Genomic DNA, 18,077 nt, shown 5'->3' on the forward strand with positions numbered 1-18,077 from the left:
TAAACTTTCCACAAATACGGTCACAGTTCAATCTTTGCGTAGAGGTCTCTTTTTCTATTGTTGGCATACTGGCATGGAAGATTGAATGGGGACAGTTGTTGCGGTGGATGGAGCATACCGATATAATTAATAGTAATGGTTTTTGGCAGGTACATTTTAAAAGGTGGTAGTTGTAGTTGGACAATACAGACGAAACGGTGTTCACTTACCGTTCTTACAGCCTCCAGGATACGGAGTTGCTTGCAGCTGCTCTAGCTACTGCTTCAACGCCAGGGATGATTATCGGTTTGGATGGCGATCTGGGCGCAGGAAAAACAGCATTCTCACAAGGGTATGCTCGGCATCTCGGCGTAAAGGGGATTGTAAACAGTCCTACTTTTACAATTATTAAAGAGTATGAGGGCCGTCTGCCCCTATATCATATGGATGTATATCGGATTTCGCTTCAGGAAGCGGACGAGCTTGGACTTGATGAGTATTTCTACGGGCAAGGGGTCTGCTTGGTGGAATGGAGCAGTATTATTACAGATTTAATGCCGCCGCGGCATATGCATATATACATGGAAACAGTGGGGCCAGATGAAAGAATGATTACGGTGACCGGAATCGGGGAGCCGTATGGTGAGCTTTGCCGGCAGCTGATCCAGAAGTGGGGTTAAGGAATATGACGAATCAGAATACAGAGCCGCGCAAGCGGCTTTTAGCGCTGGATACATCAACTGCAGTATTAGGCGTGGCAGTTACAGAGAATGGGGAACTACTGCATGAAATAAATGCTTCCGGAGAACGGAATCATTCGGTGCATTTACTGCCGATCATTGAGCAGGCGCTGCAAGCAACAGGAACTACTGCTGCAATGCTGGGCGGGATTTCTGTTGGTGTGGGTCCTGGATCGTATACAGGGACGCGTATCGCAGTTACCGCTGCCAAAACGCTGGCATGGGCATGGGATGTCCCCGTTGTCGGTATTTCGAGTCTACATGCAGTAGCATGGGGCGGATATCAAACAGCCCTCAAGAATAACGTGATGACCAAAGCGCCGGAACAAACTACCGAGAATAACAGCTACGGGCCTGATTGGATCATTCCACTAATGGATGCGCGCCGAGGACAGGTGTATACAGGATTATTCGCAGCTGAGGGAAATCATGCTCCTAGCCGTCTTGAGCCTGATGCCATCCGTCTGATGGCAGATTGGGTGGAGTACTTAGCTGAACGTTTAGGACAGGCGTCAGTCGAGGGAAACAAGCCTGCTGTTCTTTGGTTTGTTGGGGAGACTGAAGTTCATGGCAGTGCGGAATCGCTTCGTCCATTGAAGGATCTTGGCATTTCTATTGGGGTTCCTTATGAAATGGAAGGCCGCTGGACAGGATTTCTTGGGGAAGCGCGGCTTCAGGTAGGAAAAGATGATATCCATAGCTTGATCCCTAACTATACTCAGATCTCAGAAGCGGAGGCCAATCTGCGGTTAAGCAGAGAAGGGGGCTTAAAGAAACTATGACGGAAGCGGAATCAATGATAGCTCAAGAGGCTGAACTTGTTTTTCGTTTGATGAAGCTTACGGATATTCCTGACATTCTTATCATTGAACGGGAAGCCTTCACGATGCCTTGGACAGAGGAGGCTTTTCGCAACGAGCTAACGCATAATCATTTTGCAAAATATATGGTTATGGAGCTGGCAGGTCATATAATCGGTTATGCTGGTATGTGGGCCATCGTGGATGAGGCGCATGTGACGAATATAGCCTTGCTTGAAGCCTATCGTGGACGTAAATGGGGCGAGCGCCTGCTGGAAGAGCTGATGAAGACGGCGTCTTATGTAGGTATGAAGTCTATTACACTTGAGGTACGGGTATCGAACGAGGTAGCACAGAATTTATATCGTAAAAAAGGCTTTCGTTCTGCTGGCACACGCAAAGGATATTATTCCGATAATCGCGAGGATGCGCTCATTATGTGGGCGGATCTGCCAGAGTACGAGGAGCATGGCAATATGGAAGGAAGCGTGGACTTGAAATGAAGACAGAAACGGGCGCAGCTCAGCCTGTACTAATACTTGCTATTGAGACGAGTTGTGATGAAACGTCGGTCGCTGTAGTCAAAGATGGCTCTGAAGTGTTATCCAACATCATCTCGAGTCAGATTGAGACGCATCGCGCCTTCGGCGGCGTAGTACCAGAAGTAGCTTCCCGTAAGCATGTGGAAGTAATTACACTGGTGATAGAAGAAGCACTCGCTACAGCAGGGGTTACACCAGCTCAGTTATCGGCGGTGGCGGTTACACAAGGCCCAGGTTTGGTGGGGGCTTTACTTGTCGGGGTAGTGGCTGCCAAGAGTCTTGCCCTCGCATGGGGGAAGCCGCTAATTGGCACACATCATATTGCAGGACATATTTATGCTAACCGTTTAGTGGCAGAGTTGCAGTATCCATGCATGACACTAGTGGTGTCCGGCGGACATACTGAACTGGTTCATATGGAGCGGGAGGGTGAGTTTCGAATTATTGGACGCACCCGTGATGATGCAGTAGGCGAAGCTTATGATAAAGTGGCACGGGCACTAGGATTCCCTTATCCCGGCGGACCCCACGTGGATCGTCTAGCACGCGAGGCGACTGAGGTTGTGCCGTTGCCACGCGTATGGCTGGAGCCGGGTTCTTATGATTTCAGCTTCAGTGGCCTAAAGTCGGCTGTGCTGAATGTTGTGAATCAAAGTAAGATGAAAGGTCTTACACCAGATGTGGCAGGCATTGCCCGCGGGTTCCAAGAATCTGTGGTCGAGGTGCTGGTGGAAAAAGCCGTACGCGCTGTTAAAGCTACTAACTCCAAGCAGTTATTGTTGTGTGGAGGGGTTGCTGCTAATGCTGGATTGCGCGCAGCATTGATCTCACGCTGTGAAGCAGAGGGCATTGAGCTTATTATTCCACCTCCGGTATACTGCACGGATAATGCAGCTATGATTGGAGCTGCTGCTTATGTGAAGTGGCAGCATGATGGCGGTACTCCGCTGGATATGGTTGCAGACCCTGGATTCTCACTGGAACAATGGTCTGTATCCGCCTATTGACATCATTTGGAGCTAACGAGTATAATCAGTTCAATTATATAGGGAAACGCGATGAGCGGAAGTAGTAAGGATACTCTGGGATAATAAGAGATCTGCGGGTAGGTGCGACGCAGTCGAAGGGGACCTGAACTCGTCTGGGAGCGGAACGGTGGAAGCATTACCGGCAATTGTAGCCGGAACGTTCGTACACCGTCTACGGGTAACCTCCGTGATAGGGTGGTCGAGTACTAACATACTGGGCCGTTGAGTGGATGTTCAATTGGAATCGGTAGTAATTTAACCGGTACAGAGCATCAACAAGAGTGGTACCGCGAAGGTTAACAGCCTGTCGTCTCTTGAATGAGATGGCAGGCTTTTTTGTATGGATTTTGAGTAGTGAGTAATGTATATAATACACGCTAAGAACGGGAGTAGTAGGGAATGACGGTGAACAGAGAGCTGCGGGGTGGTGCGACGCAGTCACCGGATGTCTTGAATCTCGCCCGGGAGCGGAGCGGCGGAAAGAATAGTACGCTGCCTACGGTTGTCCCCGTTATCGGACCTTCCCGGTCCTTCCTGACACGATCAGGATGGACCGGGAAGAAGAGCTGGACGCAGCTTAACGGCTTGATTCTATGAATAGCCTATGCGTCAAAAAGAGTGGTACCGCGGAGGGGTGACCCGCCGTCTCTTTATTAGAGACAGCGGGTTTTTGCGTTCTTATTGAAGTGATTCGGGTTACGGACTCATCGCTACATAAGACGCCAAGAGTGAACGCTCTGCACTTCGCCAATTGTGCAGAGGATTCATTCGTATCAGCTGCCGGCAGCAGTGGGTGGGGAATTTAGCAGGATCACAAGTCGACGTGTGACTCTGCGCTGAAGCATAAGCTAAAGGTAAGATATCCAATAAGAGGAAAACAGGAGGAATTCAGATGATTATTCCAGTAAAGAAACGTATACAAATTTTCGATACGACTCTGCGAGATGGTGAACAGGCTCCGGGTGCAAGTCTAACCCCAGAGCAAAAAATACTGCTGGCCTATAAGCTTGCGGATCTGGGTGTTGATGTGATGGAGCCTGGATTTCCGATATCGAGCCCTGGTGATTTTGCAGCAGTACAGACGATTTCCCGTAAGGTGCGAAATGTGGAAATTTGCGGTTTTGCACGGGCGGTTAAAGGGGATATTGACGCGGCAGTCCGGGCAACCCAAGATGCTGAACGCCGGCGGATTCACCTGTTCATCTCCTCTTCTGATATTCATTTGCAGCATCAATTGCGTATGAGCAGAGCCGAAGTCGTAGCCAAAGCCCGCGAGATGACGGCTTATGCGCGTCAATTCTCTGATGTCGTTGAATTCACGGCGATGGATGCTGCGCGAACAGGAATCGATGATCTGATTGAAATGATTGAAGCTGTTATTGAGGAAGGTGCTTCTATTATCAATCTGCCCGATACGGTCGGATACGCATTGCCACATGAATATGGGGAAATGTTCCGACGTGTGCGGCTGGGAGCAAGAGGTGGAGAAACGGTAAGCTACAGTGCCCACTGTCATAATGATTTGGGGCTGGCTGTAGCCAACAGTCTGGCAGCTATTGATGGAGGTGCGACGCAGATCGAAGTCACTGTCAACGGAGTCGGCGAGCGTACCGGGAACTGTGCGCTGGAAGAGCTTGTGATGGCGCTCGAAACCCGCGGGGATGCAATTGGAGCAGAAACAGGAATTGTGCTTGATAAGCTGTATGATACTTCGCGGCTGATCAGCGGAGCGATGCATTTTCCAATCGCCTATAACAAACCAGTCGTCGGAAGAAATGCCTTCCAGCATGAGTCAGGGATTCATCAGGATGGTTTGCTGAAGGATCGTAGCACCTATGAGATTATGGACCCGGAGCGGCTGGGTATCCCGCGTAGCATGATCATTCTGGGCAAGCATTCTGGCAGACATGCGCTGAAGGACCGTGCGGCGAAGTATGGTATTACGCTGGAGCCTGCGGAGCTGGATGCACTTTATGAATCGTTTAAAGAGACCGCTGACCGACAAAAGGTTGTCAGTGATGATCAATTGCTGCAAATGGTGAGTAGTACTACCGGACAGCAAGCTCAGGTCTATGAACTGGGTGAGGTTCAAGTATTGGCAGGTAGTGCCCAGCGCCGGGTTGCCGCGGTTACGGTTCGCCATTTGAAGTCTGGACAGGAATCCTCCCATACTAGTATTGGGGATGGTCCGCTTGAGGCTATCATTGCTGCTATTGGGCAAGGAATTTCAGAGGACATAGAATTCTCTGGACTTGAGCTGCATTCCCTCGGAAGTGGGGAGAATGCCCAAGCGGAGGCGGCTGTGATGGTAGAGTGGGAAGGTCTTAAATTTAGAGGCACAGCTACTCATCAGGATATTATCATGGCAGCAGGGATTGCTTATATTGCAGCCTGCAACGCTGCGCTGCTCTCTACACAGATCGTTTAATATGTGTCGTACCCGCTGTCTGATTAAGAGATAGCGGGTTCTTTTTTAGCTTTTGATGACAGGTTTTAGGGGGAGTTATGTCTTTTGTCAAGTTGTGGACAACGTTATCCACATATTCTCTACGAATTGTGTAAAAAGTGCGTAAAATCAGCAATGTCAGCTCTTTTTAAAATGCCCGTATAACCATTTTTGTTAGCAATGAAACATTGTGGGAATTGTGGATAATGTGGATAATTCGGTGGATAATAATTCCTGTAATTCGAAAATACCGATTTAACGCATAAAAAAAGCCCCTTAGGGGCTTTTTTAGCAGGGAGTTATACACGAAACCTGTGTATAGAGCTGTGGATAACTGTTTATGAACAAAATAAGAAATATGAAAAAAAATTATGAAGTGGCTTTTACATTATTCGTCAGCAAGAATTTCCCATTCGTTAAATAAATCTGTAAGCTGAGTTTTTTTGTTCTTTAGATCCTCTTCATGACCTTGAAGTGCTAAATAATCCTGGTAAACTTCAGGTTTAGTCATTTCATTCTCTATAAAAGCGATCGTCTCTTCTAGCTCAGCAATGCCTTCCTCTAGCTCAGCAATTCGCCGCTTCCGGTTACGCTCTTCACGCTTGGCTTGCTTGTCCGCTTCGAAGGAGGAAACAGCGTTTTTTTCAGGAACTGGAGCATCCTTGTTGACATTTTTGGCGGCTAATTCGGCGGCATCTTTCGCAATCTCTTCTAATTCTCGTTTTTTCTCAATATAGTCATCGTAGTTGCCAAGGTATTGATCGATCCCCTCGGGATGAAGCTCAAGCACCCGTTCAGCCATTTTATTGAGGAAATAACGGTCATGAGAAATGAAGAGCAATGTGCCCTCGAAATCAATTAAAGCTGATTCTAGAACCTCACGACTGACCAAATCCAAATGGTTGGTTGGCTCATCTAGGATGAGCATGTTTGCGCCGCGCAACATGAGCTTTGATAATGCAACGCGTGCTTTTTCGCCGCCGCTCAGCGCAGATATCTTCTTAAGAACATCTTCACCGCTGAAGAGGAAGTTGCCAAGGATCGTACGGATTCTGGCTTCCTCAATCATTGGATATTCACTCCATAGCTCTTCCATTACTGTGTTCTTTGGATTGAGGCGGGTCTGTTCCTGGTCATAATAAGCGACCTTTACTTTAGTCCCCCAATTCACAGTTCCAGTTGAAGGCTCACGGGTTCCGGTCATACACTGCAGCAGTGTAGATTTGCCAATACCATTGGGACCGATGAGTGCAGCAGTTTCTCCCCGGCGCAGTTCGAAAGTAGCGTCTTTGAACAAAGGTGGACCATCCTTAAAGGTAACCGCAACATTACGGACTTGCAGCACTTCTTTACCAGACATGAAGTCCGGCTCGAAGGAGAAGCTGGCTTTCTTCAGATCGCCCATCGGCCGATCCATACGGTCCATCTTCTCAAGCGCTTTGCGTCTGCTCTGCGCACGTTTCGTGGTAGATGCTCGCACAATATTTTTCTGAACGAAATCTTCCATTCTTGAGATTTCATCTTGCTGTTTCTCATACTGCTTCATCCGTGCTTCATATTCGGCAGCCTTCAAATCTACATATCGGCTGTAATTGCCTGTATAACGCCGAGATTGATGACGTTCGATCTCTACAATAGTAGTTACAAGCCGATCAAGGAAATAACGGTCATGAGAGACAACCAGAATTCCGCCAGCATAACTGCGAAGATAATCCTCAAGCCATGTTAATGTTTCGATATCCAGATGGTTCGTCGGCTCATCCAGCATTAGAAGATCGGGAGCCTGAAGCAAAATACGGGCTAATGCGAGTCTAGTCTTCTGGCCACCACTAAGTGTGGAGATAGGTGTATCCGGTGGGAACTCACCGAAGCCCATGCCGTGCAGGATACTACGGATTCGTGTATTCATTTCATAACCGCCGTGATCCTTGAACCAATCTGATCGGCGGGCATATCTTTCGAGCAGTTCTTCGTACCGTTTTGGGTCCTCTGCCAGCTTAGGATCGGCAATGCTTACTTCCATCTCTCTTAGCTCAGCCTCGGCTTCGATCAGCGGTGCGAAAACGGCCATCATTTCTTCATGAATGGTTTTGTCAGATTGAAGTCCGCTATTTTGGGCTAAATACCCGATAGTAGTTTCTTTTGATTTATGAATTTGACCGCTGTCATAGGACATTTCACCAGCCAGAATTTGCAGAAAAGTTGATTTGCCGGCACCATTAACGCCCACGAGTCCGACACGTTCCTTTTCATTTACCTGAAGGCTTATGCCATCTAGTACGTTCTGTATACCATATGATTTTGTAATTCCTGTCGCTTGAAGAAGCATAACGATGAAACCTCCACCCTTGCATATTTCGCTTTGGCATTTACACCTCAGCCTTATGAATAACTTATTCTATAGTTTACATGAAAAGCGTTTCCCAAGCGAGAGCTCGATATATCGGAAGCAGAGAATAACGACCCGGCCCAGAAACACAGTCTATCCACCTTGGCGAACCGGGGAGAAGAGTGGTAAACTGGATTTACAAACAAGGATAAGCTTGGGATAAATATAGGGGGTTGCCGGGCGATGACAAGCAAGGAGTCGGTGATCTCCAAAGCAAAGCAACAACTAAGAACTGAGAAGACCATCGCCCGAAACGAGCTCTCCTCGGACCAGAGAAGGGAATTGTCTTTTCTGGTCTGCAAGCATGCATCAGAGTGGCTGAAGACGAAAGACATAGCCTCATTGATGGCCTATGTATCTTTTCGTTCTGAACTCGATACCAACGTGCTTCTTACACAGGCGTGGAAGGACCAGCGTAGGGTACTGCTGCCGCGTGTCATTCTGGCAAGTGGTGCAATGAGTGTCCATATGGTAAACGCGTGGAGTGAGCTTGAGCCGGGGGCGTATGGTATCCATGAACCTATTGTATCCGGCAAAGATTCACAAGAGATTGAAGTTGTTACACTACCGGATGTTGTGTTTGTTCCGGGGCTGGCTTTTGATCTTCAGGGAGGCAGGCTTGGTTACGGCCGAGGATACTATGATCGATTGCGTGCGTCATGGGAGACGGAAGAGTATGCCGCTGCGAAGCCCCCTGTCTGGATCGGGCTGGCCTTTGGTATGCAACTTGTTCCGAAAGTGCCCATGGATGAGCATGATGCCTTTATGGACATGCTGATTACTGAAAATGGCATAGTGAACTGCCGAAAAGGAGAGTGAGCCGTGGAATTGACCCATTTTAACGAGCAGGGAAGAGCTCGTATGGTGGATGTGAGCGAAAAGGAGATTACGAAGCGGACAGCTGTCGCGCGGAGTAAGATCAAGATGGCGACTGAGACGCTTAGTGCCATCAAGGAAGGCAAGATCAGTAAAGGAGACGTACTTGCCGTTGCGCAGATCGCTGGAATTATGGCGGCCAAGAAGACGTCTGACTGGATTCCGATGTGCCATCCGCTCCCGCTTACCGGTATTGACATCCGCTTCTCCGATAACAGCGAAGATGAACTTTATATAGAAGCAACAGTCCATACTACCGGAAAGACCGGAGTTGAAATGGAAGCATTGACAGCTGTTTCTGCTTCAGCACTAACGGTGTACGACATGTGCAAGGCTCTTCAGAAGGACATGATTATCGGGCCAACGCTCTTATTGTCTAAAAGTGGGGGTAAGAATGGAGATTACGCGCTTGAATCATGATCAGACCTGACGTTCGGTACGCTGAAGCAATTGGGCTGCACTGTACAGCCGATTATACATAGAGAGGGAGGACAAACCTATGGCGTGGAAAACAGCAATCCTAACGGCCAGCGATAAAGGGGCCAGGGGCGAACGGGAAGACACGAGCGCCCAGGTTATTCGGGAGCTGGTGGAAGAGGAACTTGGAGGCGAGATCGTTGAATATCGGATCGTGCCTGATGAACAAGATGAGATTATCGCAGCTTTGATAGAACTCACAGATTATTTTCAAGCAGATCTGGTATTGACTACCGGAGGTACGGATTTAGCGATACGCGATGTGACTCCAGAGGCAACCCGGCGTGTAATCGAACGGGAAGTGCCTGGACTTTCAGAAGCGATGCGAAGTACGGTGATGCAAAAAAACCGTGCGGTGATGCTTTTCCGCGGGATATGCGGCATTCGTGGACGCACGTTGATTGTCAACTTACCGGGCACACCGAAGGGTGTTCATGAGAATTTAGCAGCCATTATGGATCAACTGCCTGAAGCGTTACTCATGGTAACTGGCCAATACCGTCAATAACATTGTCATATTCTTGTCACGTCACAAGGATAAACTATTTATAGAAGATAGTGGATGTAACTGTGACATAAGTTATGGTATTATTAGATTATCGTAAACGATACCATGATCGGATAGACGGACAAGGAGGAATAATAATGTTTAGTGGAATTGGTACTCCGGGTATTATCTTGTTGGTTATACTGGCACTGCTCCTCTTTGGCCCGAATAAACTGCCAGAGTTAGGCCGCGCAGTTGGGCGAACCTTTCGTGAATTTAAGGAAGGCGCACGTGAAATCATTGGTGATAGTGATCCGGTGAAGAAGAGCGAAGCTCCTGTGCCGACGGCCCCGCAGACGGTCGCTGCAGATATTCCTCAGGACAAACGCCTGCCGGAATAATAAAAGGTTTAACAATGGGGCAATCTCTCAAGTCTAATAGACTTAGGAGATGCCCCTTTTTCAATTTGGTTGCTGCTTTCTGCAGAAACGGGCACAGCTATACATAAAGTCGGTGTGGCGTTTCTATTCTTGTCATGGGATGGTGTCAGGATGTCTCTCGAATCGGAAGAAATGTCGGTGGTGGATCATCTCACCGAGCTGCGTAAACGGATTATTTATGTGCTGATTGTATTTGTTTTGGGATTGGTAGGGGGGCTGTTCTGTGCCAAGCCAATCTACGATTATTTAATTAGTACAGATCTAGCGCAAGGTTTTGTTCTGCATGCTTTCTCATTCTGGGATGGTATCGGAATGTATATGAAGATCGCAATGGCGGTTTCATTAGTCATTTCAATTCCTTTTATTGCTTACCAGCTGTGGGCGTTTATTAGTCCGGGCTTACGGCCGGAAGAGCGTAGTGCAACACTACGTTATGTACCCTATGTTTTTGTTCTTTTTCTAATCGGTCTTTCGTTTGCTTATTATGTTGTATTTCCAATGGCGCTTTCGTTCACGATCTCTATCACCCGGAGTATGGGGCTGGAAGAGACCTACGGAATTGCGCAATATTTCAACTTTATGTTCAGTCTGGTGCTACCTTTAGCGCTGTTGTTTGAGCTTCCGCTGCTGGTGATGTTTCTGACCAAACTGAGGGTTCTTAACCCGATACGCTTGCGTAAAATGCGTCGATACGCTTATTTCACGCTTGTCTTTATTGCTGTAGTCATCACTCCTCCGGATTTTATCTCAGATTTTCTGGTGACGATTCCACTGCTAGTGTTATATGAGTTCAGCGTATTCCTGTCCGCCTTCGTCTATCGTAAACAGCTCGCTGCGGATGCGGCAAGGGAAGCTCAGTACACCAAGAGTGAGGAATGATAATGAAAGAGCTGTCACTAAGTAGATTTTTCTACGAAAGAGACAGCTCTTTTGTTTTAAACCCCCGTCTTTTTGAAATGTTCGGGCGTAGGTGGTACAGTTGAGACTACTGGAAATCATACGCATATTTTCACACCCTGTGGATAGAATGTATAGAGTGTGTGCCTAGGACAACCAGTGAAACGTTATTTTTTACGAAAACAAATGCGAATTTGTGTAAAAGGACTTGAAATCCGGGCTCAAGTTGAGTATCATAAAAATTGTTGTTAGCACTACAAGCTGTCGAGTGCTAATGCTTATGGAAAATATGAGATGGACCAGATATTCGTAGCGTCCAATTGATATTTTTCATAAACACCAGAGATTTTGAAGTAAGACAGGTAAGTTCTAAACTATGTTTTGAAGCAAAATAACATAATTTAAAAGGAGGCTATTTTTTCATGATCAAACCTTTAGGTGAACGCGTATTGGTGCTACCGAGCGAGCAGGAGGAAACCACTTCATTCGGGATTGTGCTTCCGGACTCCTCGAAAGAAAAGCCACAAGAAGGAACTATTATTGCAGTAGGTAGCGGAGCTTTAAAAGATGGAGTACGTGTAGCGCTGGAAGTTAAAGAAGGCGACCGTGTTCTTTTCTCTAAATATGCAGGAACAGAAATCAAATACGAAGGTAAAGAATATTTGATTATGAAAGAAAGCGACATTCACGCGATTCTTGACTAAGCGAGAGTCGATCATAAGCTAAATCTAAACTACTTAAAGTAACGTGATATACAAAAAATTCTAGGAGGTAATTACACAATGGCTAAAGAAATTAAATTTAGTGAAGAAGCACGCCGCTCTATGTTGCGCGGTGTAGATGCTTTGGCAAATGCGGTAAAAGTTACACTTGGACCAAAAGGTCGCAACGTGGTACTTGAAAAGAAATTCGGTAGCCCGCTTATCACTAACGATGGTGTAACTATCGCTAAAGAAATCGAACTTGAAGATGCATTCGAGAACATGGGTGCTCAACTGGTTAAAGAAGTTGCTACTAAGACTAACGATGTAGCCGGTGACGGTACTACAACTGCAACGGTTCTGGCTCAAGCTATGATCCGTGAAGGTCTGAAAAACGTAACGGCAGGCGCTAACCCAATGGTTATCCGCAAAGGGATCGACAAAGCAGTTAAAGCTGCTGTTATCGAATTGCAAAGAATTTCTAAACCAATCGAAGATTCCCAAGCTATCGCTCAAGTAGCTGCTATCTCTGCTGCTGACGAAGAAGTGGGTCAATTGATTGCTGAAGCTATGGAAAAAGTAGGTAAAGACGGTGTTATTACTGTTGAAGAATCCCGTGGATTCCTTACTGAGCTTGAAGTCGTAGAAGGTATGCAGTTCGACCGTGGTTACATTTCCCCGTACATGATTACTGATACGGATAAAATGGAAGCTGTTCTGGAGAACCCGTACATCTTGATCACTGATAAAAAAATCAGCAGCACTCAAGAAATTCTTCCTTTGCTAGAAAAAATCGTTCAACAAGCTAGACCGCTTGTTATTATCGCTGAAGATATCGAAGGCGAAGCTCAAGCTATGCTGATCGTGAACAAACTGCGTGGAACATTCAACGCTGTTGCTGTTAAAGCTCCTGGCTTTGGCGACCGCCGTGAAGCTATGCTGCAAGATATCGCTGCCCTGACTGGTGGCCAAGTGATTACTGAGAAGCTCGGTCTTGATCTGAAGACTACTTCCATCGAGCAATTGGGTAACGCACGTCAAGTACGCGTAACCAAAGAAAATACTACAATCGTAGACGGAAGCGGCGACAAAGCAGACATCAATGCTCGCGTAAGCCAAATTCGTGCTCAACTGGAAGAAACAACTTCCGAGTTCGACAAAGAAAAATTGCAAGAGCGTTTGGCTAAATTAGCTGGCGGCGTAGCCGTTGTCAAAGTAGGCGCTGCAACTGAAACAGAATTGAAAGAGCGTAAGCTTCGCATCGAAGACGCCCTGAACGCAACTCGCGCTGCGGTTGAAGAAGGTATCGTGTCCGGTGGTGGTACTGCTCTTGTGAACGTATATGCTGCTGTTGCTGCTGTTGTGGCAACTGGCGACGAAAGAACAGGCGTTAACATTGTATTGCGTGCTCTGGAAGAGCCAGTTCGCACAATCGCTGCTAATGCTGGTCAAGAAGGTTCCGTTATCGTGGACCGCTTGAAAAAAGAAGCTGTAGGGATCGGCTACAACGCTGCTACTGATGAGTGGGTAAACATGTTCGAAGCTGGAATCGTTGACCCTGCGAAAGTAACTCGTTATGCTCTTCAAAACGCTGCATCCGTAGCGGCTATGTTCTTGACTACTGAAGCAGTAATTGCTGACAAGCCAGAACCAGAAAAACCAGGTATGCCTGATATGGGCGGCATGGGTGGAATGGGCGGCATGATGTAATAAGGCTGTAAAGCTTTGAAATAGGATTGATTAGAAGCCTCTTATGGGTTCATTAAACTCATAAGAGGCTTCTTTTTGTGGCGTACCCAGATGCACGCACTTGCTGGTGATATTAAGATAGAGAACAGATTAATTTAAGGAAGTTAAATAAATACACTTGAACGTTCACTACAGTGAATATATAATGAATTCAAGAGGTCAGTAAGTGATGACCTATCTTTTTTGATTAGTTATTTAACTTTATTTATTAATTATATTAATAATATAATATGGAGGACATATGAAATCATTTTTACCCAATGATATTAAAGATGAGAATAGAAAAATAGTCTTCGACATTTTGCTTCAATATCCTGAACTGGCGAAAGTTGAGATTACAGAAAAAACGGCAATGAGCTTTGTTACTGTAAGCAAGATTGTTACCTTTTTTGAACAGATTGGTTTATTGACCGTCACTGGTGAAAGTCGAGAAGGCTCTGGCGGCTTGGGAAGAAAACGTACGGTTTACAGATTTAATGAAAACAGCTATACGACAATCGGAATACAGATTATTGGCAGTACAATTACAGCGGTACTTATTAATCTGCACGGCAAGATCATAGATTCGTATTCGATTGAAACAGATATTCCGTTCTATAGCCAGCACTTCACTTCGATATTTATAGAGATTGTGGAGTATTTGAAGAGTAAAGCGAAGGAAACGGATAGTGTTGTCTTGGGGATTGGTATTGGCGTTGATGCTGCGATCAATACAAGAAAGAAATCGATCCGGATGAGAACGCATCACAATAAAGAAAACGACTTTATGTATGAAACGATTATTGAAACTCTCAAGAGCGAAGTAAACTTACCCATTCTTCTGGAGAATGATGTGAACGCAGCGACTGTGGCGGAATTTCGGAATCTTGAAAACTCAGATCAAGCATTGACGAGTCTCATTCATGTTGCTGCAGGTGATGGGGTCGGAGGCGGCCTGATTATTAACAAAGAGCTTCACCGCGGCGTTAATGCAAGTGCAGGGGAGCTGGAGTATATGTGCTTTGATTCAGAATATAAACGTACGCCATCTTCAGTAGGTTGGCTGGAAAGCAAATTAGCCATTAAGTATTTGTTAAGCACATATGATTTGAATTCAACGAATGACGTAGAAGCTTGTATTGATTATGTTTCGAAGAATCTGGCATTAACGATTACCAATATGATCAGCATCTTGGATATCGACCAGGTCATTATTAGCGGTAAAACGGTAACGCTGTTCCCGGAACGCATATTGGACCGCACGAAAAGCTATGTCGAGCAATATACGGAGTGGACTCCTCAAATTTCGGTGAGTAAGTTACTTCAATCAACAGCCATCGGAGCAGCTACACTTATTCTCCAGCAAGAGATGATTAATGTTATTTCGGAGTAAACAAGAAGGAAGTGAACAACATGATCAAAATCTTTGAGAATGAAGAGGAAGTAGCACAAGAAATTGCCAGAGAGATGAAAGATCATTTATTTACCGATCAGCATCCTGTGTTCTGCCTGGCTTCAGGGAGTACTCCACAAAAAAGCTATCAGAAATTTTCCGATGATGCGGACCTCCAATTGAAAATCAAGAGGCTTAACATCGTTAGCTTGGATGAGTGGGTTGGCATTGACAAGAGCTCTGAAGGCAGCTGCTATCAGATGTTGAATCAAGATCTGTTCTCCCAGATTTCACTGGATAGCAGACAGATTGTGTTTTTTGATGGAACATCGCCGGATATGAAGCAGGAATGTTTACGAATTGATCACTTTATCGAGCAACACCCGATTTCATTCAGCTTGATGGGCGTAGGTATGAATGGACATATCGGATTAAATGAACCTGGTAGCCCAGTATTAAATTACAGCAGTGTTGTGGAGCTGTCGGAAACAACAAAGACTGTCGCTCAAAAATATTTTCATGAGCAGACTGAATTAAAGCAAGGCATTACATTAGGTTTGGAACAGATTGCAAGGAGTAAAAGAGTTGTTGTCGTCATAACTGGAGAGCGCAAAGCTGATATCGTGAAGGAAATCTTCATAAACTCTGACGCACAGCTGCCTGCTCAGCAATTGCTCGGCTATGATCATATAGATTTCTTTTTAGATGCTGCAGCCGCCAAGTATATTGATCAGTCATTATAGTTGAGGCGTAATATGAAAAGGAGCTTGAAGACCATGAAAAAGTTGAAGGTTGCGTTAATCGGAGCAGGAAGTGTTTCCTTTGGACTAGGAGCACTTCAAGATCTCGTGTTATCAGAACGTTTGAGAAATCAAGTAGAACTCGAAATCGCACTTATGGATATTGTAGAAGAGAATGTGAATAGAACGTACAAGTATGCAAGCGAAATGTTTACGGCATTTTCTCATCCTGCGAAGATTTGGCAAACGACGAATTTGGAAGATGCCTTAAGAGAGGCTGACTTCTCCATCGTTGCGATTGAGGTAGAAAGATATCATTACTGGTCACAAGACTTCCACATTCCGCGCCGTTACGGTAGCAAGCAGCTATATGGAGAAAACGGCGGACCAGGATCAATGTTCCACACCTTGAGAAATTTAGGTCCGATGCTGGAAATTGCAAAGACAATGGAGAAGGTATGTCCAGATGCCTGGCTAATTAACTATACGAATCCGGAAGCGAAGCTAGTGGAAGCCATCTCCAAATTAACTTCAATCAAAGTGGTAGGCTTGTGCCATGGTTTAGACATGGGGATTCATCAGCTAGCTGAATTCATGGAGATGGATAGTAAAGATATTGCAGTTGAAGGCGGCGGATTGAACCACTTTGGCTTCTTTACGAAGATCTGGAACAAGAGTACGGGAGAGGATTTATACCCTCTATTCCATGACAAAGAAAAGCAAGCTAACCGTTTGGCACATTTCGATCATATTGGATTATCTAGAACCTTGTACCATACTTATGGCTACTACCCTTACCCCGGGACTAACCATTGTGGAGAGTATATTTCTTGGGCAGAGGATTTCTATGCTGGACTACCTTTGCAGTTCCGTTACAATCCAATGAGCGAGCAGCTGTGGAAGAAGGACTCCAGAACACCTGAATTTGTATACTGTGCAAGTGGCAGTACTTTGGATAAAGGCTTATTCGAGAATACGCTGAATCAATTGCAGTGGTCTGAGCAGGCTTATCTATTTGATAAAGATAAGGTTCAAATTAGTAATGAATACGCAATACCAATTATTGAAGCGATTTTCTTCGACGATGAAATCGAGTTGAATGCTGTTAATATGCCAAACCACGGCGCTATTAAAGGACTTCCAGAGGATATGGTTGTTGAAACACAAGCGATCGTTAATAAAAAGGGTATCGTATTTAAGCCAATGACGGTTGAGCTGCCAACTGCCATTATCGGAATGATCCATATTCAAGGTACAATCCATAAGCTGTTACTGGAGGCGTTTCTTGAAGAGTCGAGAACAAAATTGCTACAAGCGATCCTGCTTGATCCGCAAGCACCAACCTACTATCAAGCTTGTGCGATGATCGATGAAATGTGTGAGCTGCAAAAAGAAATACTGCCAAAGCTGGAGTGGAAGTAAGACATCTTTAATAAAAACGGCCTCAGTCTGATGAAATTCAGAACTGAGGCCATTTATTTTGCATTACATATTATTCCGAATCTGCATCCAGAAAAGGTTGTACTAAACGACGTACCTCATCGGTTGCATTCGTCTCCATCAATTGGTTTCTTAGTTCGTCGGCTCCGTCAAATCCACGAATATAGATTTTGAAGAAGCTTCGAAGTGGATTAAACAGACGTGGTTCAACCTCTTTTGAATATTTATCGTGAAGATCTAGATGAAAAAGTAGAAGGTTAAGAAGCTCCTCCACACTATGTTCTTTAGGTTCTAGTTCGAAAGCATATGGATTTTTGAAAATACCGCGGCCAATCATGACTCCATCAACCCCGTATTGCTCTACTAATTTTAAGCCTGTTGCACGGTCAGGAATATCCCCATTAATGGTTAGCAACGTATTTGGGGCGATCTCATCGCGTAATTTTTTGATTTCGGGGATGAGCTCCCAGTGTGCATCTACTTTGCTCATCTCTTTTTTTGTACGGAGGTGTATGGACAGATTCACAATATCTTGTCTCAATACATTTCCTAACCAATCGCGCCACTCATCAATTTCGCTATATCCTAATCTTGTTTTAACACTAACCGGCAATCCACCAGCTTTAGTCGATTTAATAATTTCTGCTGCCACTTCAGGATGTCGAATTAATCCAGCACCTTTTCCATTGGTTGCGACGTTTTTTACTGGGCATCCCATGTTTATATCGATACCACGAAAACCAAGTTTTTTCATATCCATGCTCATTCGTTCAAAATACTCCGGGTTATTGCCCCAAATATGAGCGACCATCGGTTGTTCATCTTCCGTGAACCTTAATCGAGTAAGCACACTTTCCTTTACCTTTAATTTAGGGTGACAGTAGTATTCTGTATTTGCGAATTCCGTGAAGAACACATCGGGTTTTGCAGCTGCACTAACCACATGACGAAATACAACATCTGTGACATCTTCC

General features: G+C 45.5%; 17 protein-coding genes and 1 other annotated feature. Of the genes, 15 read left to right on the forward strand and 2 right to left on the reverse strand.

Annotated features, from left to right (window positions below; translation table 11 throughout):
• Positions 1-176 precede the first annotated feature (176 nt).
• The 5 genes from tsaE (at position 177) to CA598_RS27970 (ending at position 5,517) form a co-directional block, all read left to right on the forward strand.
• Positions 177-659: a tRNA (adenosine(37)-N6)-threonylcarbamoyltransferase complex ATPase subunit type 1 TsaE gene (gene tsaE, locus CA598_RS27945; protein WP_042185258.1), complete on the forward strand. Its 483-nt coding sequence runs from the start codon at positions 177-179 to the stop codon at positions 657-659.
• Positions 660-664: 5 nt separating this feature from the next.
• On the forward strand, positions 665-1,501 hold the full coding sequence (gene tsaB, locus CA598_RS27950; protein WP_094878595.1) for a tRNA (adenosine(37)-N6)-threonylcarbamoyltransferase complex dimerization subunit type 1 TsaB: 837 nt from the start codon (positions 665-667) through the stop codon (positions 1,499-1,501).
• Complete coding sequence (gene rimI, locus CA598_RS27955; protein WP_042185263.1) at positions 1,498-2,022, forward strand: ribosomal protein S18-alanine N-acetyltransferase; 525 nt, start codon at positions 1,498-1,500, stop codon at positions 2,020-2,022. The genes tsaB and rimI overlap by 4 nt, the downstream gene beginning before the upstream one ends.
• Complete coding sequence (gene tsaD, locus CA598_RS27960) at positions 2,019-3,068, forward strand: tRNA (adenosine(37)-N6)-threonylcarbamoyltransferase complex transferase subunit TsaD (RefSeq protein ID WP_094871449.1); 1,050 nt, start codon at positions 2,019-2,021, stop codon at positions 3,066-3,068. Before rimI ends, tsaD begins: the two co-directional genes overlap by 4 nt.
• A gap of 391 nt (positions 3,069-3,459) precedes the next feature.
• Positions 3,460-3,742: a binding site (T-box leader), on the forward strand.
• 239 nt (positions 3,743-3,981) lie between these two features.
• Complete coding sequence (locus CA598_RS27970) at positions 3,982-5,517, forward strand: 2-isopropylmalate synthase (protein ID WP_094878597.1); 1,536 nt, start codon at positions 3,982-3,984, stop codon at positions 5,515-5,517.
• Between the two features lie 406 nt (positions 5,518-5,923).
• Here the strand turns inward: CA598_RS27970 and CA598_RS27975 are convergent, their stop codons facing one another.
• Positions 5,924-7,864, reverse strand: coding sequence for an ABC-F family ATP-binding cassette domain-containing protein (locus CA598_RS27975; protein ID WP_094878598.1), 1,941 nt, complete (start codon positions 7,862-7,864; stop codon positions 5,924-5,926).
• A gap of 243 nt (positions 7,865-8,107) precedes the next feature.
• On the opposite strand from CA598_RS27975, the gene CA598_RS27980 reads away from it, so the two are divergent.
• From CA598_RS27980 to CA598_RS28025, 10 genes are all read left to right on the forward strand, one after another.
• Positions 8,108-8,743: a 5-formyltetrahydrofolate cyclo-ligase gene (locus tag CA598_RS27980; protein ID WP_094871453.1), complete on the forward strand. Its 636-nt coding sequence runs from the start codon at positions 8,108-8,110 to the stop codon at positions 8,741-8,743.
• A 3-nt stretch (positions 8,744-8,746) separates the two neighbouring features.
• Positions 8,747-9,220 (forward strand): cyclic pyranopterin monophosphate synthase MoaC, encoded by a 474-nt coding sequence (moaC, locus tag CA598_RS27985; protein ID WP_094871454.1) that lies wholly within the window; start codon positions 8,747-8,749, stop codon positions 9,218-9,220.
• Positions 9,221-9,299: 79 nt separating this feature from the next.
• Positions 9,300-9,785 carry a MogA/MoaB family molybdenum cofactor biosynthesis protein gene (locus CA598_RS27990; RefSeq protein ID WP_020429419.1) on the forward strand — a complete coding sequence of 162 codons (486 nt, stop codon included), beginning with the start codon at positions 9,300-9,302 and terminating at the stop codon, positions 9,783-9,785.
• 137 nt (positions 9,786-9,922) lie between these two features.
• Positions 9,923-10,165, forward strand: a complete 243-nt coding sequence (locus tag CA598_RS27995) for a twin-arginine translocase TatA/TatE family subunit (protein WP_094871456.1) — start codon at positions 9,923-9,925, stop codon at positions 10,163-10,165.
• A gap of 150 nt (positions 10,166-10,315) precedes the next feature.
• Positions 10,316-11,083, forward strand: a complete 768-nt coding sequence (gene tatC, locus CA598_RS28000; RefSeq protein ID WP_094871468.1) for a twin-arginine translocase subunit TatC — start codon at positions 10,316-10,318, stop codon at positions 11,081-11,083.
• Between the two features lie 440 nt (positions 11,084-11,523).
• On the forward strand, positions 11,524-11,805 hold the full coding sequence (groES, locus tag CA598_RS28005) for a co-chaperone GroES (protein WP_036676506.1): 282 nt from the start codon (positions 11,524-11,526) through the stop codon (positions 11,803-11,805).
• 78 nt (positions 11,806-11,883) lie between these two features.
• Positions 11,884-13,512: a chaperonin GroEL gene (gene groL / locus CA598_RS28010; protein WP_094871457.1), complete on the forward strand. Its 1,629-nt coding sequence runs from the start codon at positions 11,884-11,886 to the stop codon at positions 13,510-13,512.
• A 280-nt stretch (positions 13,513-13,792) separates the two neighbouring features.
• Positions 13,793-14,923: an ROK family protein gene (locus CA598_RS28015; RefSeq protein WP_094878599.1), complete on the forward strand. Its 1,131-nt coding sequence runs from the start codon at positions 13,793-13,795 to the stop codon at positions 14,921-14,923.
• Between the two features lie 20 nt (positions 14,924-14,943).
• Positions 14,944-15,666, forward strand: coding sequence for a 6-phosphogluconolactonase (locus tag CA598_RS28020; protein ID WP_094878600.1), 723 nt, complete (start codon positions 14,944-14,946; stop codon positions 15,664-15,666).
• A 33-nt stretch (positions 15,667-15,699) separates the two neighbouring features.
• The gene (locus CA598_RS28025; RefSeq protein WP_094878601.1) at positions 15,700-17,085 is read left to right on the forward strand and encodes a family 4 glycosyl hydrolase; all 1,386 of its coding nucleotides are present in this window, start codon (positions 15,700-15,702) and stop codon (positions 17,083-17,085) included.
• A gap of 70 nt (positions 17,086-17,155) precedes the next feature.
• Here the strand turns inward: CA598_RS28025 and CA598_RS28030 are convergent.
• On the reverse strand, positions 17,156-18,077 hold a 922-nt coding region (locus CA598_RS28030), incomplete at its 5' end, for a tRNA dihydrouridine synthase (protein ID WP_094878602.1).

Origin of the sequence: Paenibacillus sp. VTT E-133291 (genome assembly GCF_002264395.1) — a bacterium.
GTDB lineage: Bacteria > Bacillota > Bacilli > Paenibacillales > Paenibacillaceae > Paenibacillus_AQ > Paenibacillus_AQ nitricinens.